The organism is Larkinella sp. C7, assembly GCF_006149005.1.
Classification (GTDB): Bacteria; Bacteroidota; Bacteroidia; order Cytophagales; family Spirosomataceae; genus Larkinella.
The window spans coordinates 72,101-93,250 of the sequence record NZ_VBSL01000004.1 but is presented as its reverse complement, the minus strand read 5'-3'; the positions used below and the strand labels follow the sequence as shown (position 1 = coordinate 93,250).

At 52.2% G+C, this 21,150-nt stretch carries 22 protein-coding genes; 13 read left to right on the top strand and 9 right to left on the bottom strand.

Annotated features, from left to right (window positions below; translation table 11 throughout):
- Positions 1-29 precede the first annotated feature (29 nt).
- Positions 30-965, bottom strand: coding sequence for a sugar phosphate isomerase/epimerase (locus FH871_RS11370; protein WP_138991563.1), 936 nt, complete (start codon positions 963-965; stop codon positions 30-32).
- 200 nt (positions 966-1,165) lie between these two features.
- On the opposite strand from FH871_RS11370, the gene FH871_RS11365 reads away from it, so the two are divergent.
- Entirely contained in the window at positions 1,166-1,735 is a 570-nt protein-coding gene (locus tag FH871_RS11365; RefSeq protein ID WP_138991562.1) for a DUF4126 domain-containing protein, read from the top strand.
- 11 nt (positions 1,736-1,746) lie between these two features.
- Here the strand turns inward: FH871_RS11365 and FH871_RS11360 are convergent, their stop codons facing one another.
- Together FH871_RS11360 and FH871_RS11355 are read right to left on the bottom strand one after the other, a co-directional pair.
- Complete coding sequence (locus tag FH871_RS11360; RefSeq protein ID WP_138991561.1) at positions 1,747-2,826, bottom strand: dipeptidase; 1,080 nt, start codon at positions 2,824-2,826, stop codon at positions 1,747-1,749.
- 55 nt (positions 2,827-2,881) lie between these two features.
- Entirely contained in the window at positions 2,882-3,598 is a 717-nt protein-coding gene (locus FH871_RS11355; RefSeq protein WP_138991560.1) for a membrane or secreted protein, read from the bottom strand.
- A 277-nt stretch (positions 3,599-3,875) separates the two neighbouring features.
- Here FH871_RS11355 and FH871_RS11350 point away from each other — a divergent pair, with 277 nt between their 5' ends.
- Entirely contained in the window at positions 3,876-4,190 is a 315-nt protein-coding gene (locus FH871_RS11350) for a GNAT family N-acetyltransferase (RefSeq protein ID WP_138991559.1), read from the top strand.
- 16 nt (positions 4,191-4,206) lie between these two features.
- Here FH871_RS11350 and FH871_RS11345 read toward each other — a convergent pair whose 3' ends face one another.
- Positions 4,207-5,100 (bottom strand): sterol desaturase family protein, encoded by an 894-nt coding sequence (locus tag FH871_RS11345; RefSeq protein WP_138991558.1) that lies wholly within the window; start codon positions 5,098-5,100, stop codon positions 4,207-4,209.
- 233 nt (positions 5,101-5,333) lie between these two features.
- Here FH871_RS11345 and FH871_RS11340 point away from each other — a divergent pair, with 233 nt between their 5' ends.
- From FH871_RS11340 to FH871_RS11305, 8 genes are all read left to right on the top strand, one after another.
- Positions 5,334-5,891, top strand: coding sequence for an outer membrane beta-barrel protein (locus tag FH871_RS11340; RefSeq protein WP_114409477.1), 558 nt, complete (start codon positions 5,334-5,336; stop codon positions 5,889-5,891).
- A gap of 124 nt (positions 5,892-6,015) precedes the next feature.
- Positions 6,016-7,047 carry a low specificity L-threonine aldolase gene (locus FH871_RS11335; RefSeq protein WP_138991557.1) on the top strand — a complete coding sequence of 344 codons (1,032 nt, stop codon included), beginning with the start codon at positions 6,016-6,018 and terminating at the stop codon, positions 7,045-7,047.
- Between the two features lie 96 nt (positions 7,048-7,143).
- Positions 7,144-8,739 (top strand): bifunctional GNAT family N-acetyltransferase/carbon-nitrogen hydrolase family protein, encoded by a 1,596-nt coding sequence (locus FH871_RS11330; RefSeq protein ID WP_138991556.1) that lies wholly within the window; start codon positions 7,144-7,146, stop codon positions 8,737-8,739.
- 102 nt (positions 8,740-8,841) lie between these two features.
- Complete coding sequence (locus FH871_RS11325; RefSeq protein WP_138991555.1) at positions 8,842-10,773, top strand: sialate O-acetylesterase; 1,932 nt, start codon at positions 8,842-8,844, stop codon at positions 10,771-10,773.
- 154 nt (positions 10,774-10,927) lie between these two features.
- Positions 10,928-11,614 carry an NUDIX domain-containing protein gene (locus FH871_RS11320; protein ID WP_114409481.1) on the top strand — a complete coding sequence of 229 codons (687 nt, stop codon included), beginning with the start codon at positions 10,928-10,930 and terminating at the stop codon, positions 11,612-11,614.
- 195 nt (positions 11,615-11,809) lie between these two features.
- Positions 11,810-13,141, top strand: coding sequence for a xylose isomerase (gene xylA, locus FH871_RS11315; RefSeq protein WP_138991554.1), 1,332 nt, complete (start codon positions 11,810-11,812; stop codon positions 13,139-13,141).
- A gap of 65 nt (positions 13,142-13,206) precedes the next feature.
- A complete protein-coding gene (locus FH871_RS11310) occupies positions 13,207-14,085 on the top strand; it encodes a transketolase (RefSeq protein ID WP_305036397.1) in 879 nt (292 codons plus the stop codon).
- A 10-nt stretch (positions 14,086-14,095) separates the two neighbouring features.
- A complete protein-coding gene (locus FH871_RS11305) occupies positions 14,096-15,052 on the top strand; it encodes a transketolase family protein (protein ID WP_138991552.1) in 957 nt (318 codons plus the stop codon).
- 65 nt (positions 15,053-15,117) lie between these two features.
- Here the strand turns inward: FH871_RS11305 and FH871_RS11300 are convergent, their stop codons facing one another.
- Both FH871_RS11300 and fumC read right to left on the bottom strand, forming a co-directional pair.
- Complete coding sequence (locus FH871_RS11300; protein ID WP_138991551.1) at positions 15,118-15,984, bottom strand: glycerophosphodiester phosphodiesterase family protein; 867 nt, start codon at positions 15,982-15,984, stop codon at positions 15,118-15,120.
- A 109-nt stretch (positions 15,985-16,093) separates the two neighbouring features.
- Entirely contained in the window at positions 16,094-17,497 is a 1,404-nt protein-coding gene (gene fumC, locus FH871_RS11295) for a class II fumarate hydratase (protein ID WP_138991550.1), read from the bottom strand.
- 158 nt (positions 17,498-17,655) lie between these two features.
- Here fumC and FH871_RS11290 point away from each other — a divergent pair, with 158 nt between their 5' ends.
- Genes FH871_RS11290 through FH871_RS11280 form a run of 3 tightly spaced genes read left to right on the top strand, consistent with a single transcriptional unit; the run spans position 17,656 to position 19,186 of the window.
- Positions 17,656-18,096 (top strand): antitoxin Xre/MbcA/ParS toxin-binding domain-containing protein, encoded by a 441-nt coding sequence (locus FH871_RS11290; RefSeq protein WP_138991549.1) that lies wholly within the window; start codon positions 17,656-17,658, stop codon positions 18,094-18,096.
- Positions 18,097-18,112: 16 nt separating this feature from the next.
- Positions 18,113-18,562, top strand: coding sequence for an RES family NAD+ phosphorylase (locus FH871_RS11285; RefSeq protein ID WP_138991548.1), 450 nt, complete (start codon positions 18,113-18,115; stop codon positions 18,560-18,562).
- Positions 18,563-18,568: 6 nt separating this feature from the next.
- Positions 18,569-19,186, top strand: a complete 618-nt coding sequence (locus FH871_RS11280) for a 3'-5' exonuclease (protein ID WP_138991547.1) — start codon at positions 18,569-18,571, stop codon at positions 19,184-19,186.
- Here the strand turns inward: FH871_RS11280 and FH871_RS11275 are convergent.
- From FH871_RS11275 to FH871_RS11265, 3 genes are read right to left on the bottom strand one after another with little or no spacing between them, the layout of a single operon-like run.
- Complete coding sequence (locus FH871_RS11275; protein WP_138991546.1) at positions 19,175-19,693, bottom strand: AAA family ATPase; 519 nt, start codon at positions 19,691-19,693, stop codon at positions 19,175-19,177. The genes FH871_RS11280 and FH871_RS11275 overlap by 12 nt on opposite strands.
- The gene (pnuC, locus tag FH871_RS11270; RefSeq protein WP_138991545.1) at positions 19,690-20,358 is read right to left on the bottom strand and encodes a nicotinamide riboside transporter PnuC; all 669 of its coding nucleotides are present in this window, start codon (positions 20,356-20,358) and stop codon (positions 19,690-19,692) included. Before pnuC ends, FH871_RS11275 begins: the two co-directional genes overlap by 4 nt.
- Positions 20,355-21,149 carry an exodeoxyribonuclease III gene (locus FH871_RS11265; RefSeq protein WP_138991544.1) on the bottom strand — a complete coding sequence of 265 codons (795 nt, stop codon included), beginning with the start codon at positions 21,147-21,149 and terminating at the stop codon, positions 20,355-20,357. Before FH871_RS11265 ends, pnuC begins: the two co-directional genes overlap by 4 nt.
- Position 21,150 lies beyond the last annotated feature (1 nt).

The window sequence follows — 21,150 nt, the reverse complement described above, 5'->3', positions numbered from 1 at the left end:
CTGATAAACCCTGATTCATAACTCAATTTTCAAATTCCCTCCGCCACTTTTTTCATTTTCTCCAGCCCGGTTTTTGCCACCAGCAGCGCGTCCTGCGCGTAATAGGTCTTGTTGAACAATTCGAGTGACAACACGATTGTTTTGCCGGGTGTTTTCAGTTGCTTGAGCGTATCGCGTACCGGTCCAATGCCATCGCCCGGATACACGCGGTCGGCATCGACGATGGTTTCGCGGGGCGGATTTGCGGGGTAATCGTTCAGGTGGAAAACCTCGATGCCGGGTTTACCCACCAACGGCAGGCTGGCAGGGCTCGAACCACCTTTATACAAGTGGTAAATGTCCAGCAATACCCGCGCCGACGGATGTCCGCTCTCGACAGCGATGAACATCACTTCACTCAGTTTATTCAGGTTTTTAGAACCGCCCCACAGTTCCAGTTGCGGTACCACGCCCGTTTTATCCCCCAGTTCCAGAATCGTCCGGTAGCGCTCGGCGGCTTTCCGTAGATCCAGACCGGGTTGCTGGGTCGCTCCCATCGGCGGTGCTGCGGTGCGTTTGCAGCCAATCTGCGCCAGCAATTCCATTTCCTGCTTCAGTTGCTCCACGCCTTTGGCCCGGGTGGTTTCATCATCCACAATCCATTGCGCAAACCCGATGGCGTTTTCAACTTTGATTCCCAGATCGCCCAGCAGTTTGCGAACATCGGCGACGGTATGGGTTTTGAGGTATTCCTGAAACGAGTTCATCCAGATTTCGACCGAGCGAAAACCGGCTTTCGAAGCGACTTCCAGTTCTTTCACAAAACCGAGATTTTGCCCCCGGATGGTGCTCATATTCAGAGCAAACGTAAATGGTGGAGGGTCTTTTACCACTTCGGGTGCGGAATGGGCTAACAACGTTGAGGGCGACATAACGGCTCCACCAGTCGTGGCGGCTAAGGCGGCAAGGGTCTGACGACGGTTCATGAAAGGTTTGGGAATAAGAACGTTTTGGAGCGAAAAATACGGAATTCCTGAGACTATACGACCCTCAACGTCAAGATTTCGGGCCTGATTTGTACTTTTCTGATTTTGAATGGAAAGCAATCGCCCGGATTATCGGCTTTCCGGCTTGTCTATTGGTTTCCATCTCCTATCTTTCTTCCCGGATTACAACCCACGTTTGTATGGAATGGATACTCAGTTTTTGCCTCGGGATTGCGCTAAGTGCCTGCTGCGGTTTTCGAATTTTTGTACCCATGCTCGTCGCCAGCCTGGCCGTCAAGGTGGGCTGGATCGCCGTAACGCCCGGTTTTGAGTGGCTGGGAACCTGGACTGCTTTCTTTCTACTGGCGACAGCCACCCTGATCGAGGTCGCAGCGTATTACATTCCGTGGCTCGACAATGCGCTGGATACGGTGGCAACGCCAATTGCATTTGTCGCCGGAGCCATCCTGACCACCTCGTTCGTTGCCATCGACGAGCCGGTTTTGAAATGGGGATTGGGCATCATTGCGGGCGGAGGCACGGCGGGACTGATTCAGGCCGGCACCAGTTTGCTGCGCATCGGTTCGACGGCCACGACCGGCGGTTTGGGCAATCCGGTGGTCGCCAGTGCCGAAAACGTCGCTTCCTTCGGGCTTTCATTCCTTGCGGTTTTTCTGCCGCTGCTGGCCGCTTTTGTAGTTTTGGCCATTTTCGTATTCATCATCCGGCTCATGCTCACCCGAAAAAGGCAACCCCGCCAGCCTGTTTGAAATCCACAGGGTCAACGCCAGGCATTCCGCAGAAACCGCAGCCAGTTTTTGTAAAAGATGTTTTCAATATCAGATTGAGAATACCCCCGTGCGGCCAGTAATCCGGTCAATTTCTGCAAATCGGCGATGGTATCCAGGTCGGTGGGCGACTGCTCGGTGCCATACGTTCCGTCCAGGTCACTGCCGATGGCGATGTGCTGGCTGCTGCCGGTGAGCTGGCAAATGTGGTCGTAATGCTCGATGATCGTTTCGATGGTGATGCCAAAATCGGCCGGATTGCTGGTGCGCTGCGTAAAACCGGGCTTCATCATCCAGGCGTCAAAACATCCGCCAATCACCCCACCGCGTTCGGCCAACTGTAGAATCTGGTCGTCGGACAACTGCCGCTGATGCGGTACGAGCGTCCGGCAATTGTGGTGGCTCGCCCAAACCGGGCCTTTGTAAAGGGAAAGCGCTTCCGAGAAACCTTCGTCGGTCAGGTGTGTCGCATCCAGAATGATCCCCAGCCGATCCATTTCCAGCACCAGTTCCCGGCCCAGGGGTGTCAGCGGACCGCTCAATCCCGTTCCGGGTGCATAGCGACCGGTGCTATAATGCGCTGGCCCTAAAGCTCTCAAGCCGTACGCGTAGGCTTTTTCCAGATACGACAAGTTCACCAGCGAATCGGCTCCTTCCAGGCTCAGGATATACCCCACCGGTTTTTTCTCGTTCGAAATCGATGCATCGAGCCAGAGGGCAACGTGCTGATCGAGTCCGGCGAGGTCGTGAATCTGAATCATTTCACCCGCGTCCTGCATGGCCTCATACCACGCCCGCTGCGCCTGGGTCATGGCCCAGGCCTGGTGGGGCGAATTCCAGCCCGCGCCGGGCAGATTGCCGTTGCTCTGGTTAAACCGGGCGATTTGCGTAGCGACCACAAGGCCAATGTCACCCCGGCGAAGATCGGGCAGTGAAACCGTGCCTCTGGCCCGGTCAATTTTATCGGTCATTCCCGCTTCCACGTCCCGGATTTCGTGGGCCGACAGCCGGTAATCGCGGTTCCATTCAATCGCATTCAGGGAAATATCCAGGTGGGCATCAATCAAAAACATGGCAGGTACTTTTCAGTAAAAAGGGCTGAAACGGTTTTTCAGCCCCAAGGTAAGCTTATTTTTCGCGGCTCCAAACTTCACTGACCTTTCCGCCGGTCGAGCTTTGCCCCCGGTGATACCAGTCATTCCCCTTCAGTTCGGCCTCGAATGGCAGGGAGCGGCCCACGCGGTTGTTGTCGCGGGAGAAAAATTCCAGTTTTTCGGTGTATTTGCCGTTTACATAGGTATACGTGCCACCGCCCGTTCCCATAAATTGTTTGGTTTCCGGATTGATGGCGGCCCACTGAAACCGGTTTCCGGTCAGGAGTTTCAGGGTTTTCCGGGCGGTTCGCTGACGGGTTTTCACCTGCCCATTGTCGTCAATATTGCCCGTTATGCGCCACAAACCGGCCATTGGGGTTTGGGCCGTCGGGGTGTCGGTGCGTTCGTAGGTATCGGTTCCGTCGTCGGTTTTCACAACCAGGCGGTTGTCTTTGAACGAATCAATGGTCAGCGTTTGCGTGGTTCCTACCTGCAGGCTGTCTTCAGTATTGAACTCGTAGGTGATTTTCAGTTGCTTGCCATCGGTTTGATACGTTCCACCCTGCGCCCCCAGAAAGCGGCCGTTTTCGTGAAAGGCCCCCATCATATAGCCTTCCGAAAGCACAAAGTCGACCGTGGCACCACCACTATCGGTCAGCCGCCAGGAACCGGCCAGCGAAGGAACGGACTGGCGGGAGGCTGTGGCCATCCACAACACCAGCAAAAGGGATAATACGGCTTTGATTTTCATGATTTGAAATGGTTAGGGCTGATTGACGCTTTGGATAGGAACACGGATTGAACGGATTTCCACCGATACTTCTCTGTTTTGATCCGTTCAGTCCGCTCCATCCGCGTTCCTATCCAAAGCGTTAATTTCAGGAAAACCGTCGATTATGGCAAGAGAATTCTCAACGCGTGGGGCGGTAATTGACAAATAGCCATATTTTCCTCATAAATTACCACAGAATCGTAACATATTATTTCTTCAATGGTTACCTACGTACAAAACCTAAAAACTCCTCATCATGAAAACTCAGGAAAAAGCGGTTTCCATCAATCGGGCGGAAAATCGCTTTGAACTCGAAAATTATGGACAGCTCTCTTTTATCGCCTACACCCCGAAAGACGAAAAAACGCTGGTGCTGACGCATACGGAAGTGCCCTCCAAACAGGAAGGCGCTGGTTTAGGCTCTCAATTGGTGCAAGGCACGCTGGAATACATCGAGAAATACAACCTGGAAATAATCCCATCCTGTTCATTTGTAGCAACTTACATTAAAAACCATCCGGAATATAATCGGTTGATTAGTCAGGAATATCGGAAAAAAGCAGGAATGTAATTGCGGGCATCTTGTTTTATTGCCTTTCAGAACCGTGTTTTTCCGGAACTGAAGCCTCCCTGCGCAATTGCCGGGTAGTTTGGCGTGAACCGTCGTGACTCCAGCCCGGTGGACCGAACACATACTGAATAGCCCGCCGAAAAGAACCGGATTTGGCCACATCCCGGCCCATGTCTACCCATTCGTGAAACGCAATCCGGAAGGGGTTGTGGGTCTCAATATTTTTGGTCAGCCCATAGGTGGGTTGTTCTTCTTCCTGTTGAAATGTGCCGAAAAACCGATCCCAGATAATCAACACCCCGGCATGGTTTTTATCCAGGTATTTCAGATCCGAACCGTGGTGAACACGGTGGTGTGAAGGCGTATTAAAAACCGCTTCGATGAAAGCCGGAAACCGGTTAATGTACTCGGTATGAATCCAGAACTGGTATAATAAGCTGATAGACTGCATGGTTAGAACTGCGGCCGGATGAAAACCGAGCAGCGGCAACCCGATCCAGAAAACAAACGCCCCGCTCAGGTTACCCGTCCACGTTTGCCGGAGCGCCGTTCCCAAATTGTATTTCTGCGACGAATGATGCACCACGTGGGACGCCCAGAAATACCGGCTGCTGTGGCTGATCCGGTGAAACCAGTAGTAACTGAAATCGTCGGCCAAAAACAACGCGACCCATGCCCACCACCGGGTCATATCAATGGTCAAGAGCCGGTATTCATACACCAGCGCATAGGCTCCATACACAATAATCTTGCCCAGCAAGCCGATGATGACATTGCCAATGCCCATCGTCAGACTGCTCAGGGTATCCCGGGTTTCGTAATAATCTTTCTGTTGAACCGCCGTTACCACGACTTCCGTCAGCAGCAGAAGGACAAACCCCGGAATAGCGTAATGGATCAGCTCATCCATACCTGTTGTTTAAAACCAAGAAAGACGGATTCGGCTCTCCTCTAATCATTTCTGCAAATCCGGTGCCGGATTTGTACCAAACGAATCGGACACCCACCCTGCCGACCGCCCGCATATCGCGTTTTTGTGCCGTTTAAACCGTTTTTTTTCTAAAAATGTAACTTTTAAAAATTTCTACGTCTCAACGTAAACCCTTCGAAAAAAGGGCATCATCTTACAACCAGACAGAAGAAATGAAAAAAGTAGTGATGAGTTTGCTGGTTTCCGCCTTGAGCGTGGCCGGCGTTTATGCCCAGAAAAATACGGTATTGGTGTATGGGTCGATCAAAGCCGAATCGCAAAAGACCAGCGAGAGTAACAAGGTCAATACCTTCGGTTTTTCACCTGCGGTTGGTTACCAGTTTACCGACAACTGGACGGCTGGCTTGTCGCTTTCAACCGAAAGCTGGAAAACCACCACGAACGCCGTCGAGTCGAAAACTTCGGCCTTTGCCGTTGGCCCCTTTATCCGGTATGCTGTTCCCCTTTCGGATATTTTCGCCCTCTATGGCCAGTTTAACGCCGATATTCTCTCAGGCAAAACCGGTGGCATATCGGCAAATGGGTTTCGTGGCACTTTCTTCCCGGCAATTGGTGTTAATATGAAAAACGGGTTTGCTTTAAATTTTAGCTTCGGCGGTTTGAGCTACGCATCCCTCAAACCCAAGGGTGCTTCTGAAAGCACGACGAATTTTAAATTCGATTTTGGCAGTGGGGCGTCGTTCGGAATTTCGAAAAACTTTGGTTTATAACGATATAAGTGAGAGTAGAGTAGTATTTGTTGTTACTGTTTTAGAAAGCCGTCTCCTTTTTAGGGGACGGCTTTTTTGTTTTCTTTGTAAGCTGTATACAACCGAAAAATTTTTCTAACAGGCTATGCCGATCGATTTACGAAGTGATACCGTTACCAAACCCAGTCCGGCAATGCTGGAAGCCATGTTCACCGCCGAAGTGGGTGACGATGTACTGGGCGACGACCCCACGGTGCTGGCCCTGGAAGAGAAAGCCGCCCGTTTGTTCGGGATGGAAGCGGCTCTTTTCTGCACTTCCGGCACGATGACCAACCAATTGGCGGTTCGCACCCATACCCGCCCCGGCGACGATGTGATTTGCGACCAGCTTTCGCACGTTCACCTCTACGAAGGCGGGGGCATCGCCGTCAATGCGCTGGCGTCGCTCAGTCTGGCGCAGGGCGAACGCGGCAAACTAACGCCCGACCTGGTTCGCGACCATATTCAGCCCGATGATCTGCACAAGCCGATTACGCGGCTGGTCTGTCTGGAAAATACCGTCAACAAAGGCGGGGGCTGTTATTACACCATTCCCGAAATTGCCGCCATCCGGCAGGTGTGCGACGAACACGGATTGAAACTGCACCTCGACGGTGCGCGCTTGTTCAATGCGCTGGTCGAAACCGGAGAAAGCCCGGAAGCCTACGGTCAGCTCTTCGATTCAATCAGCATTTGCCTGTCCAAAGGGCTGGGTTGTCCGGTGGGGTCGCTGTTGCTGGGGAAAGCGGAGGTGGTCAAACAGGCCCGTCGCTACCGGAAACTGATGGGTGGTGGCTGGCGGCAGGCCGGTTACCTGGCCGCTGCGGGCATCTACGCCCTCGATCACCACATAAACCGCCTGAAACTCGACCACGCCCGCGCCCGAAAAATCGGCCAGATGCTGCTGGCGTTGCCCGAAGTGGAAGAAATTTATCCCATCGACACCAATATTGTCATTTTTCGACTGAACCAGAACATCTTAGCCGCCGATTACGTTGAAGAATTAGGCCGTAAAGGAATTTTAGCCATTACCTTCGGGAAACATCTGGTCCGCTTCGTCACGCATCTGGACTTTACAGATGAACACCTTTTGAGTTTAGAAGAGAAAATTAAAGAAGGCGTTGTTTCGCAGAGTTGAGCGGAGGAAAGAGAGTTAAGCGGAGTTTTTATTTAATTTTCTCCGCTTAGCTCTCTTCCCTCCGCTCAACTCTGCGAAATAACGCCAAATACAGATATGCATATTCAAACCAGAACACTACAGAAATCCGATTACGCCGACCTAAAGGAGTCCATGATCGAAGTCTACAGCGGCATCGGCGGGGATTATTGGGAGAAGAACCTCATCGATAAACTGCTGAAAATCTTTCCGGAAGGTCAGTTCTGCGTGGAAGTCGATGGCAAAGTGGTGGCCTGTTCACTCGCGATTCGGGTGAAGTACAGCGATTTTGGCGACAACCACACCTACGAGGAAATAACCGGCAATTACAGTTTCGACACACACAATCCGAAAGGCAACTGGCTGTATGGCATCGAGTTGTTCGTCCACCCTGAGTACCGGGATTTGCGACTGGGACGACGGCTGTACGACGCCCGAAAGGAACTTTGTGAGTCGCTGAACCTGAAAGGCATCATGGCGGGCGGGCGCATTCCGAACTACGTGCGCTATGCCGGCGAAATGTCGCCCCGTGAATTTATTGCCAAAGTAAAGCAGAAGGAAATTTACGACCCCACGCTGACGTTCCAGCTTTCCAATGATTTTCACGTCAAGAAAGTGCTGCGCGGTTATTTGCCCGGCGACAGTGAATCGCTGGAATATGCGACCTTGCTGGAGTGGAACAACATCTATTACGTCGATGAAAAGAAGAAAAAACCGCATACCAACGACATCATCCGGTTGGGTGTGGTGCAGTGGCAAATGCGGTTGTTTCCGAATATGAAGTCACTACTCGAACAGGTCGAATTTTTCGCCGATTCTGTCAGTGACTACAAAGCCGATTTTCTGGTTCTCCCGGAATTTTTCAATACGCCGTTGATGGCCGATTACAATGACCTGCCCGGCCCGGTTGCCATTCGGAAACTGGCCGAAGTCACGCATGAAGTGCGTCAGCGGTTGTCAGAATTAGCAATTTCGTACAATGTCAACATTGTGGGTGGCAGTATGCCGCTCATCGACGAAGGTAAACTATACAACGTAGCCTATCTCTGCCGCCGGGACGGGTCGTTCGAAGAGTACCGGAAAATTCACATTACGCCCAATGAAGTGCGGCATTACGGCATGGTGGGTGGCAACGAAATCCGGACATTTGATACGGACTGCGGCAAGATCGGTTTGCTGATCTGCTACGACGTCGAGTTCCCGGAACTGAGCCGGATTCTGGCCGATCAGGGCATGCAGATTCTGTTTGTCCCTTTCCTGACCGACACCCAGAATGGCTACAACCGGGTGCGGCATTGTGCGATGGCGCGGGCCATTGAAAACGAGTGTTACGTGGCCATTTCGGGCTGTGTCGGCAACCTGCCCCGGGTGGCCAACATGGACATTCATTACGCCCAGTCGGCGGTGTTCACGCCTTCCGATTTTCAGTTTCCCAACAACGCCATCAAAGCCGAGTCGACACCCAACACCGAAATGGTGCTGATCACCGACGTCGATCTGTCGTTGCTGACCGAGTTACACGAACAAGGCTCGGTTCAGATTCTGAAAGACCGCCGAACCGATCTGTACGACATTACCATGAAACGGCAGGCGCGTTCTAAACCGGAGAAGAAGAAGGAACTGTCGGCCGAGGAAGAACAGAAAGTGCTGCCACCGGTTATTGTGGTAGAGTAATCAATGAAGATCAGCGTAAAAATGCCGCCGTTTCAGTTGAAAACGGCGGCATTTTTATGGCAAACTTTTTATCGTCGCTACAGAATTGATTGAACCTAACCCATGTGCGTAAATACAAAACAAGTCCTTAATCTCCTAACGGTTCTTTTGCTGGCGTCGGTCGTGTGTTTCGGGCAGGTGCGCCTGCCCAAACTCATCAGCGATGGCATGGTGCTCCAACGCGACGCCCCCCTGAAGATTTGGGGATGGGCAAAACCGGGCGAAAAAATTTCCGTCCGTTTTAAAAACCGGAATTACAAAACCGTCACCGATGCCACCGGTCAATGGCAGATTAGGCTGCCCGCCACGCCGGCGGGCGGGCCCTTCACGATGGATATTGTGGGGAGTTCCCGGCTGACCCTCCAGGATATTCTGGTGGGCGACGTCTGGTTTTGCAGCGGGCAAAGCAACATGGTGCATCAACTCAACATCCATGACGTCACGTATGCAAAAGAAATTGAACAGGCCAACAACGCCCAAATCCGGCAGTTCTGGGTTCCCACGCTGACGAACCTGCAAACGCCCCAGAGCGATCTTCCGGCCGGACAATGGAAAGCCGCCGTGGGCGAAGATGTCAGGGCTTTTTCGGCAGTGGCTTATTTTTTCGCTAAAAAACTGTACGCAACCTATAACATTCCCATTGGCATCATCAACGCCAGTGTTGGTGGGACGCCCATTGAAGCCTGGACGAGCGAAGCGGGATTGGCCGGTTTTCCGGCAATGAAAACCACCATCGCGAAGAACAAGGACACCACGTATTTCAACCACCTGAACCGAAGACTACCTGCGCCGGCCATACAACCCGAGGATGTTGGACTAACCGGCACCCCAAAATGGTCCGACGTTTCGTATACGCCGAAGGGCTGGCGCCCGATCAACATTCCCGGGTACTGGGAAGATCAGGGATTGAAAGACTTGAATGGCGTCGTCTGGTATCGTAAGGAAATCGACGTGCCGGCTTCAATGACCGGCCAGCCCGCCAAAGTCTTTCTGGGTCGCATCGTGGACGCCGACGAACTGTATATCAATGGAAAACCGGTCGGAAAAACGACGTATCAATACCCCCAGCGCCGGTATAAACTGCCTGCCGGAGTTCTGAAAGCCGGGAAGAATGTGCTGGTCATCCGGGTCACCAACACGGCGGGGAAAGGCGGTTTTGTTCCCGACAAACCTTACTGTCTTTTTGCCGGAACCGATACCCTCGATCTGAAAGGCACCTGGCAGTATAAAGTGGGCGTGGCCTTCCGGCCTTCAGGGGGCGGTTCCGGGGGCGGAATCAGCGCGCAAAATCAACCCACCGCCTTGTATAATGCGATGGTGGCTCCGGAAACCAACTACGCCATCAAAGGTTTTTGCTGGTATCAGGGGGAAAGCAATGCCGGTCGTCCTGCCGAATACGCCACGCTGCTACCGGCCTTGATTTCGGACTGGCGACGGCATTGGAACCAAGGGACGCTACCCTTTCTGTATGTGCAGTTGCCCGGTTTTATGGACTACAACTACCAGCCCTCCGAAAGCTATTGGGCGGTTTTGCGGGAAGCACAACTCAACGCCCTGAAGGTTTCCAACACGGGGATGGCCGTGGCGATTGATCTGGGTGAGTGGAACGACATTCACCCGGACAATAAAAAAGACGTGGGCGAACGGCTGGCTCTGGCGGCCTTGAAAACCGCTTACCACGAAAACCTGGTTTCTTCCGGCCCGATCTACCAATCATCAGCGATTGAGGGGCATACAATCGAAATCAGCTTCACCCATACCGGTGGAGGATTGATCACGCAGGACGGGGAAGCACCGGGGGAGTTTGCCATTGCGGGCAGCGATAAAAAATTTGTGTGGGCAAAGGCCCGTATCCAAAATGGCAAGGTGGTGGTCTGGAGTGATGAGGTGCCGGAGCCCCGGTATGTGCGCTATGCCTGGGCCGATAACCCCGTGAATCCCAATCTGTATAATAAAGAAGGGTTGCCAGCGTCCCCATTCCGAACCGACCAGTAAAATCAGCGAAATGACCGGAAGAAGGAGCGGTTCTTTACAGGACTTCGATCAAACGATGGGGTCGGTTGCGGAACGTTGCGTTTGGCAAACCGTAAAAATGAGATGAATTCCCTACTTTCGCCTTTATTCGAAACCGCCGGCTTTCCAACGACTCATGTTAGACCAATATAAACAGCAACATCCCTATTTAGTGGCTCTGGATTCCATCATCTTCGGTTTTGACGGGGAAAGCTTGAAAGTGTTACTCGTCAAACGCGGCATGGAAGAGCGTACCTGGTCGCTGATGGGTGGATGGCTGCAACCCGTTGAAAGCCTCGAACAGGCAGCCGCCCGCATCCTGTTTGACCTGACCGGCCTGACCAACGTATATCTGGAACAGTTGCATGCTTTCGGTGACCCGCACCGCGACCCCATAGTCCGAACGGTTTCGGTGGCGTATTTCTCGCTGGTAAAAGTGGCAGATTATGAATCGAAAATTACGGAGACGTATCAGGCCCGCTGGTTTTCGATCTATAATTTGCCGCCCTTGTTGTTCGACCACGGCGATATGGTCGACCTGGCCATTAAACGGTTGCGCTACAAAGCGGCCCAGCATCCCATTGGTTTCGAACTGCTGCCTGAGAAGTTTACGATTCCCCAACTCAAAAAGCTGTACGATGCCGTCTACAACACCGAATTCGATAAACGAAACTTCAGCCGGAAAATCCTCTCCACGAACCTCCTCATCAAACTGGACGAAAAGCAGAAAGGGTTTTCCCGGAAAGGGGCCTATTACTACCAGGTGGATCAAACCAAATACCAGCAGGCCACCGACTCCTTTTTAAATTTTATTCCCACCTAGCTAAAATTTCCAGCCAGCGATATCGTCTCTTGGCGCGCAACGACTTCCTACTTTGCGGCCCGTTACAGGGAGGAGCTCAACAAAAAAATAGTAGGTGTCGTTTTGACATTTATAAAATAAGTGTCAACTTTACACCATTAGAAAATTCAATTGAAATTAGATTGAATTGAAAACCGCTTAACCAGTTTACAAACCATGTCAACCATCACCCTGGGCGACCGGGAATTTTTCCCCGGCATTGGCGCCATTGCCTACGAAGGCCCCAAATCCAAGAATCCGTTAGCGTTTAAATGGTACAATCCTGATTATGAGCTGGGTGGCAAAACACTGCGGGAACAACTCCGCTTTGCCATTAGCTACTGGCACACCTTCTGCGGAGCTGGCGGAGATCCGTTTGGTCCCGGAACGCGGGTTTTTCCGTGGGATCAGGATAACGACGCCAACGTGCGGGCGAAACTGAAAATGGATGCTGCTTTTGAGTTTTTCACCAAAATTGGAGCGCCGTATTATTGTTTCCACGATATTGACCTGGTGGATGAAGGCCCATCGGTCAAGGATTACGAAAACCGCCTGCAGGCCATTGTTGACTACGCAAAACAGAAGCAGTCGGCCAGTGGTGTCAAGCTGCTGTGGGGCACGGCGAATGTGTTCTCCAACCCGCGCTACATGAACGGCGCGTCGACCAATCCGGATTTTGCGGTGTTGGCCTATGCGGGAACCCAGGTTAAAAATGCCATCGATGCCACCATCGCTCTGGGTGGAGAAAACTACGTGTTCTGGGGTGGCCGGGAAGGCTACATGTCCCTGCTGAACACCAACATGAAGCGGGAAGTCGAGCATCTGGCGAAGTTTCTGACCATGGCCCGCGATTATGCCCGCCAGCAAGGCTTCAAAGGCACCTTCTTCATTGAGCCGAAACCGATGGAACCCACGAAACACCAGTACGATTACGACGCGGCAACGGTTATTGGTTTCCTGCGTCAGTACGGTTTAGAAAATGATTTTCAATTGAACATCGAGGTCAACCACGCGACTTTGGCCGGGCATACCTTCGACCACGAATTGCAGGTAGCGGCTGATGCGGGCATGTTGGGCAGCATCGACGCCAACCGGGGCGACAACCAGAATGGCTGGGATACCGATCAGTTCCCGATCAATCTGTATGAACTGGTCGAAGCGGCTCTGGTGATTCACCAGGCCGGAGGGATCAAACCCGGGGGAATCAACTTCGACGCCAAAGTGCGCCGGAACTCCACCGATTTCGAGGATTTGTTCATTGCACACATCAGCGGTATGGATGCATTTGCCCGTTCTTTTATCGTGGCAGATGCCATTCTGAAAGATTCAGACTATCTCAAATTCCGGACTGAACGTTACCGCTCTTTCGATGGCGGCCCCGGAAAAGCGTTTGAAGAAGGCAAGCTGACGCTGGAAGATCTGCGCAGCTACACACTCGAAAACGGGGAGCCGGCCGTTCGCAGTGGCAAACAGGAATGGCTGGAGAGCCTCATCAACCAGTATATCTAACGTTTTTCCTTTCCTATTCGCCACTCAGGTCCAAGGTTTTTGTGGCCTGAGTGGCGGAAATCCGGATGATCCTAAAAAATAAACGCATGGAAACGAGTGAATTAGCAAAAGTCGCTTCGCAGGTACGCCGGGATATTGTCCGCATGGTGCATGGCGTCGCATCCGGGCATCCGGGTGGTTCGCTGGGGTGTACGGATGTACTGGTGAGTCTGTATTTCCAGGCCATGAACCTGAAAACGGACGATCAGGGTTCCGTCGTGTTCGATATGAGCGGTTCGGGCGAAGACCTGTTCTTTTTGTCCAATGGTCATATTTCGCCGGTGCTGTATTCCGTGCTGGCCCGTCGTGGTTATTTCCCGGTTTCCGAGCTGGCGACGTTCCGCAAACTGAATTCCCGGTTGCAGGGCCACCCTGCAACGGCAGAACACCTGCCCGGAATCCGCATTGCTTCCGGTTCTTTGGGGCAGGGGCTTTCGGTCGCGGCTGGTGCTGCCTATGGCAAAAAAATCCGCAACGACCCACACCGCGTCTACTGTCTGATGGGTGATGGCGAGCAACAGGAAGGGCAGATCTGGGAAGCCGCAGCTTTTATCCCGCATCGCAAACTGGATAATCTGATTGCCATTATTGACTTTAACGGACAGCAGATCGACGGCCCAACCGATGTGGTTCTTAACAACCGTGACCTGGGTGCCAAATACGAAGCCTTCGGCTGGACAGTGCTCCACATGGACGGCAATAATCTCGAAGAGGTGGCATCGACCCTGAAAGCCGCTCAAGAGGCTGGTGGCCAGGGCGCTCCCGTTTGCATCATCATGAAAACGGAAATGGGACAGGGCGTTGATTTCATGATGCACACCCACAAGTGGCACGGAACGGCTCCCAACAACGAACAGCTCACCGCAGCCCTGGCTCAACTGGAAGAAACCCTCAGCGACTATTAATTCTGACCTCATGAAAACCTACACGTTTACCGAAAAGAAAGATACCCGTTCCGGTTTCGGCGCGGGCATGGCAGAATTGGGCCGCTCGCATCCGGATGTCGTTGCCCTGTGCGCCGATCTGGTAGCTTCCCTTAAACTGGACACATTCATCAAAGAAAATCCGGACCGGTTTATCCAGTGCGGGATTGCCGAAGCCAACATGATTGGGGTTGCCGCTGGTCTGACGCTGAATGGCCTGATTCCGTTTGCAACGACCTTCGCCAACTTTGGTTCAAGCCGGGTGCTGGACCAGATTCGTCAGGCGGTTGCGTATTCGAATAAAAATGTTAAAATCTGTGTCTCGCACGCGGGACTCACCCTGGGCGAAGATGGCGCAACGCACCAGGTGCTGGAAGACATCAGTATGATGAAAGCCCTGCCCGGCATGACCGTGATCAATCCCTGCGATTTCAACCAGACCAAAGCCGCCACCATCGCCATTGCCGATTATGAGGGGCCGGTTTACCTCCGGTTTGGACGTCCTGTTGTGCCCAACTTTACCCCCGCCGACCAACCGTTTGAAATCGGGAAAGCCATCCTTCTCAACGAAGGTGCGGATGTATCCATTTTTGCCACCGGGCATATGGTCTGGCAGGCACTGGAGGCCGGTAAGCTGCTGGCCGAACAGGGCGTAGAAGCCGAAATCACCAACATTCACACCATCAAACCGCTGGACAAAGAGGCAATCCTCGCATCGGTTTCGAAAACGGGTTGTGCCGTAACGGCCGAAGAACACCAGATGAATGGCGGTTTGGGCGATAGCGTGGCGCAGGTTCTGGCGCTGAACCATCCGGCCCCGCTGGAAATGGTGGCCGTCAACGATTCGTTCGGCGAAAGCGGAACACCGGAGCAACTGATGGAAAAATACGGATTAACGGCGGCTTCGATTGTGGCCAAAGCGCTGGCGGTTATTCAGCGGAAAAAGTAAGCTCTGGTCTTGATCCGGGTCGTCGTGAAAGACCCGGGTCAAGACGTTCTCAGCCTGGAGGTCTGTTATTTTACCGCCTGATAGACCTCCAACGGCCGATCCGTCGACATCACGTCCGCGCCGTTTTCGGCAAACTTTTTATAGACCTGATCGCCTTTCGCAGCGGCCTGCTTGTCGAGGTTACCGAGCGTTCCGAGGATGCATGAAATGCCTTTTTCGTGCAAAAACCGGTATAAGTCGGGGGTCGGTTCTTTCACACCAACAAACGCCACCATGTTGCGGTCGGGAATGCCGAGGTCGTGCAGCCGCTGGTAATCTTCTTCCTTCAGAATCGTTACCGACAACATCAGGTTCGGGTCCAGGCGGAACACTTCGGCCGCTTGCGTCGCACTGTAGGTGATCACCACCGAATAATCAGACGCTCCCGCTCGCCGAACCATTTCGACGACTTTGGCAAACGGCACATTTTTCTTGACATCCAGCGTGTAAATCACCTTGCCTTTCCCCCACCGCAGCACCTGCTCCAGCGTCGGAATTTTGAAGTTCGTCACATTGCCGAAGTTGTCTTCCAGGCGGTATTGCTGCGTTTCTTCGTAGGTTTTCCCGATGAGTTTACCGGTTCCGGTCGTCGTCCGGTCAAGGGTTTGGTCGTGCATCATCACCAGCACACTGTCGCGGGTCAGGTCGATGTCACATTCGATGATCACGGGCAGTTTTTCGGCCAGATACGCGAACGATTCAATGCAATTTTCGGGGTAGCCTTTGATATCGCCCCCACCCCGGTGGGCACTGATCATGGCGGTTCTGCCGGGCGTGTATTTGAAAAAAGTCGACAGCCCACCCGCCGGAACGCGGTAGGTGTTGAGGACGTTTTTGGGCGCACAACCGGTTAGTAAACCGATCGTAAAACCAAGCCATAAAATTCGTTTCATGTTGTGAAGTGTACTTACAGCTGTCAGGTTTTGAAAACCTGACAGCTGTATATAAGCGATTCATTTCCTGAGACCTGAAAGGTTTTGAAAACCTTTCAGGTCTACGAATCTATACATCAATCGTACCCACCATGTCTTCCGGTTTCACCCATTCGTCAAACTCCGCTTCCGTCAGGTAGCCCAGTTTAATGGCGGTTTCTTTCAGTGTGCTGCCTTCGCGGTGGGCGGTTTGGGCAATTTCGGCGGCTTTGTAATACCCGATTTTGGTATTCAGAGCCGTTACCAGCATCAGCGAGTTGTTGACGTGTTTCCGGATATTTTCCTCAATCGGACGAATGCCGACGGCGCATTTGTCGTTGAACGACACGCAAACATCCCCGATCAGCCGGGCTGAGTGCAGGAAGTTATAAATCATCACCGGTTTGAAAACGTTCAGCTCGAAATGACCCATGGAACCGCCGATGTTGATGGCGACGTCGTTGCCAAACACCTGAGCCGCCACCATCGTCATGGCTTCGCACTGCGTCGGATTGACTTTTCCCGGCATGATCGACGAACCCGGTTCGTTGTCGGGAATGAAGATTTCGCCAATGCCGGCGCGCGGTCCCGACGACAACATCCGCACGTCGTTCCCGATTTTCATCAGACTGGCGGCAACGGTTTTCAACGCCCCGTGGGCTTCCACAATCGCATCGTGGGCGGCCAGGGCTTCAAACTTGTTTTCGGCGGTAACGAACGGCAATCCCGTCAGGTCGGCGATGTGTTTGGCGACGTTTTCCGAATAATTCGGGGGCGTGTTAATGCCCGTTCCGACGGCGGTTCCGCCCAGAGCCAGTTCGCTCAAATGTGCCAGTGTATTTTTGATGGCTCGTAAACCGTGCGTCAACTGGGAAACATAGCCCGAAAACTCCTGCCCCACGGTCAACGGCGTGGCATCCATGAAGTGCGTCCGGCCAATTTTGACGACATTTTTAAACTCCTTCGCCTTCGCATCCAGTGTGTCCCGCAGTTTCTCGATCCCGGGAATCGTCACTTCGATCAAAATCTTGTAAGCCGCAATGTGCATGGCCGTCGGAAACGTATCGTTCGATGATTGCGACTTGTTGACGTCGTCGTTCGGATGAAGCGCTTTCTTTTCGTCGGTCAACTGGCCGCCCTGCAACACGTGCGCGCGGTAGGCTACGACTTCGTTGACGTTCATATTTGACTGCGTGCCGGAACCGGTTTGCCAGACAACCAACGGAAACTGATCGTCCAGTTTGCCGTCCAGAATTTCATCGCAGGCCCGCCCAATCAGGTCAGACTTCTCCTGCGACAACACACCCGCGTCGAGGTTGGTCAGGGCTGCGGCTTTTTTCAGATAGGCAAACGCCCGGACGATTTCGCGGGGCATTTTATTGATGTCTTGCGCAATTTTGAAGTTTTCAATCGAACGCTGGGTTTGTGCGCCCCAATACACATTGGCCGGTACCTGAACCTGGCCCATCGTGTCTTTTTCAATCCGGTATTCCATTGTGAAGACTAAAGATGTTTAGACTTGAGAAAAAGGTGCCGGCGGGATTACCCGGCGCTTCCGGGGGCAAAGGTAGAACACAAGCCAATAGATACGCATGGAATTTATATATTTGTCAGGATGTTGTCAAATGACAAGCCTAGGGCAATCAAATAACCATGCAAATATCGATAAAACAAATTGTAACGGCATTAGGCGGGGAGCAGCTTATGAAGCGTTCGGTTCGGCATGAACTTGATTTAATGGAGATTGTACGGGCAGGATTGCCCATGGAATCAGTCGCTCATCTCCAGAAGAATATGGGATTTACCAATAAAATGATGAGCCAGATTCTCGCCATTTCAGAAAGCACCTATCAACGGCGTATCCGTTCGGGCACGAAATTGTCACAGGACGAAACGGAAAAAGCAATTTCGCTTTCTGAAGTTTTTGAAACCGGTAAAGAACTTTTCAAAAAACCGGAAGATTTCCGGTTTTGGCTGGAAAGCAAAAATTACGCATTAGGCGGTGAAAAACCCATGGACTTGCTCGACTCAGCATTTGGCCGGGCGCAGATTTTGGAAATTCTGGGTCGCATGAAATACGGTATTTATTCATAACGCCGAGACGATTGTTATGCTTCTATACCGAATCGCACCAACGTTATACGCTGATGATTTGAGCGGAACTGGTGGACTCTATCGTTCCGGTCGTTGGCATACTGTGGGAACCCGTATCATTTACACGTCAGAGCATGTATCCTTAACCATGCTGGAAACACTTGCCAACTGGACAAGGTTACCTGAGGGTGTCTCTCTTGTAACGCTTGAAATCCCCGATTCAGCTTCCGTTCGCAATCTGGAGCGAAATACGTTTCCCAATGATTGGAACTTAACCCCGGCCCCTTTCCATCTATCCGAAATAACGGACGAGTGGATCAAAAAACGACAACACTGGCTTATGCGCGTCCCGTCAATCCACTCGCCTACCGAATTCAACTACCTGCTCAATCCACTTCACCCGGAACATAAGACGTTGAAAGTTGTCAGTATAGAATCCATTATATTCGACCCTCGATTAAAATAAAACACCATGCCTTTTTTAGTCCTTGACCTTGAAATGACCGGCCCGGAGCCGGATTGGAACGAAATTATTCAGGTGGGTGCCGTGCTTTTCGATGATAATTGGGTCGAAAAAGGCCAGTATCTGACCAATGTGTATCCCGAAAATGAAGACGCGTTTTCGAGTTCGTCCGAAAAGATTCACAACCTGTCGCTGGCCGATCTGGAAGATGCGCCCATGATTTACGACGTATTGCCGGAACTGGAAGAGTGGATTATTACCCAGTTGGGAATTCGGAAAACCCAGACGACAACCGACAACAACCCGTATCTGCGCGACGTCATCATTTGCGGGCAGAGCGTGATCAACGACATCAATTTTCTGAAGGAAGCCTACCGCCTGGAGAAACTCAAATGGCCGTATTCCCGGACGTTAATCGATCTGCACACGCTGAGTTATTTTTCGTTTCGGATTCTGAAAAAAAATAACAAACCGGTTCCGCAACGACTGAGCCTGAAAGACATTGCCGGCCATTTTGGCTTCGAACGCGAGTCCGACATTCACAACGCCCTCGAAGATGCGGTTTTAACGGCGAAGTGTTTAAAAGAGGTTTTTAAACTCGCGGATCACCTGAAGTTAGGCGAGTAAACGATCAATTTCTCCCGTCACAATCGCCCAGCGCGTGGCCCAATCGCCCGACACATCAACGTAATCGATGTTCCGTTCGGCCAGGGCGGTTTTGAAGCGGTTATACATTTCTTCCCGCCGATGCCCCAGATCGCGCAAACCGTCGGCGACCCAGGGCACGTCGATGTTCAGCAGGAAATACCGGTCGTAGGTAATCTGTTTTTCCAGTTCGTATAAAACCGGCGGAACTTCCTGCAAATAATGCTCGGCGTATAATTCAGTCGTAATCAGATCCGTATCGCAGATCAGCAGTTTGTTCGCTTTTTGGGTTGCCTCCAGAACCGCCTTCGTCTGGGCGTGGCCGATCGTCACGTAATCGTCGAGCGTCAGGTCGTTGGACGTAATCAGATCACGGGCCACTTCCTGCACAAAAACCGTCTGGTAATGCGCAGCCAGTTGCTCCGCCAGGGTGGTTTTTCCAACGCTTTCAGAACCATACAGGCAGATCAACTTTACGTTTCCGATCATCGGGCGGGCTGGGGATAACTTCGAAACTCCTTCGTAAAATGATACGCTCCGACCAGGGCAATCAGGCAGTAAAACGCGTATTCGATACCAACCACTTTCAGCCCTTTCACAAAATACATGTAGGCACTGATGGCATCGACCAGCAGCCAGACATACCAGGTTTCCACTTTTTTCCGAATCAGCAGAAACGTGGCCACAATGCTCATCACCGACGTAAAGGAATCCAGATACGGAAACGAGCTGGGTTTGTTGAACAATATCGGAAACCATTCGTGCAGATTTCCGGCAATTGTCCCGAACAGAACCGTCGCCAGCGATCCGGCGAATAGAATCACGGCAAACTGTTTCTGTGACAATTGACTGACTTTCAGTTCACTTTTCTGGTCTTCTTCTCCGGTTTTCGGGTGCGTCCACTCCCACCAGCCCACGAGGTTCATGACAAAAAAGAAGATTTGCAGGAACATGTCGGGATACAACTGAATCTGATAAAACAGAAAGAAAAACGTCGTCACGCTAATCAGTCCAGCGGGCCAGCTCCAGATATTCGCTTTGGCCGACCACCAGGTGGCAAAGGCGCCAACGACGGTTCCGACAAATTCCAGGTAGCTCATCGGATAGCCGAGAACCGTAAAAAAAATCGAGTCAATATCGAAAAAATCCTTCATCGCGCGACTTCGAGCCAGACCGGGCCGTGGTCGGAATGAACGGCGTCGGGCAGGTGTCCGGCGGCCACGATGTGGTCTTTGTAGGGCTCGCTGACGGAAATGTAGTCGATCCGCCAGCCCTTGTTGCTGCTGCGCGCACCGGCCCGGTAACTCCACCAACTGTATTCGATTTTGTCCGGATTTTTGTAACGGTAGGAATCAATAAAACCGCTGTCGAACCACTTCGATAGCCACGCCCGTTCTTCCGGCAAAAAACCCGACGACGTTTTGTTCCGAACCGGATCATGAATATCAATGGCGGTGTGCGCAATGTTGTAATCGCCGACGACAATGACATTCGGTCGGGTTTGGCGCAACTCCTGAACGTAGTCGAAAAAATCATCCAGAAACTGCATCTTGACGGTCTGCCGAATTTCGCCGGTCGTTCCCGACGGAAAATAGCAGTTCAGCAGCGTCAGGTCGCCAAAATCGGTGCGCAGAATCCGGCCTTCGCAGTCATAAACCGAGATGCCGCACCCCAAAACGACCAGATCCGGCGGCAGTTTCGAAAACGTAGCCACCCCGCTGTAGCCCTTCTTCTCGGCCGCATGCCAGTGATACTGATAACCCAGTTCTTCAAACGGCAGCAAATCGACCACATCGTGGGTGGCTTTCACTTCCTGAAAACACAGGATGTCGAACGAATTTTGCGAAAGCCATTCGACCAATCCCTTGCTCAGTGCCGACCGGATGCCGTTGAGGTTGTAAGTCAGAATTTTAACGGTTTCGGTAGATACGTCGGAGCTTATCATT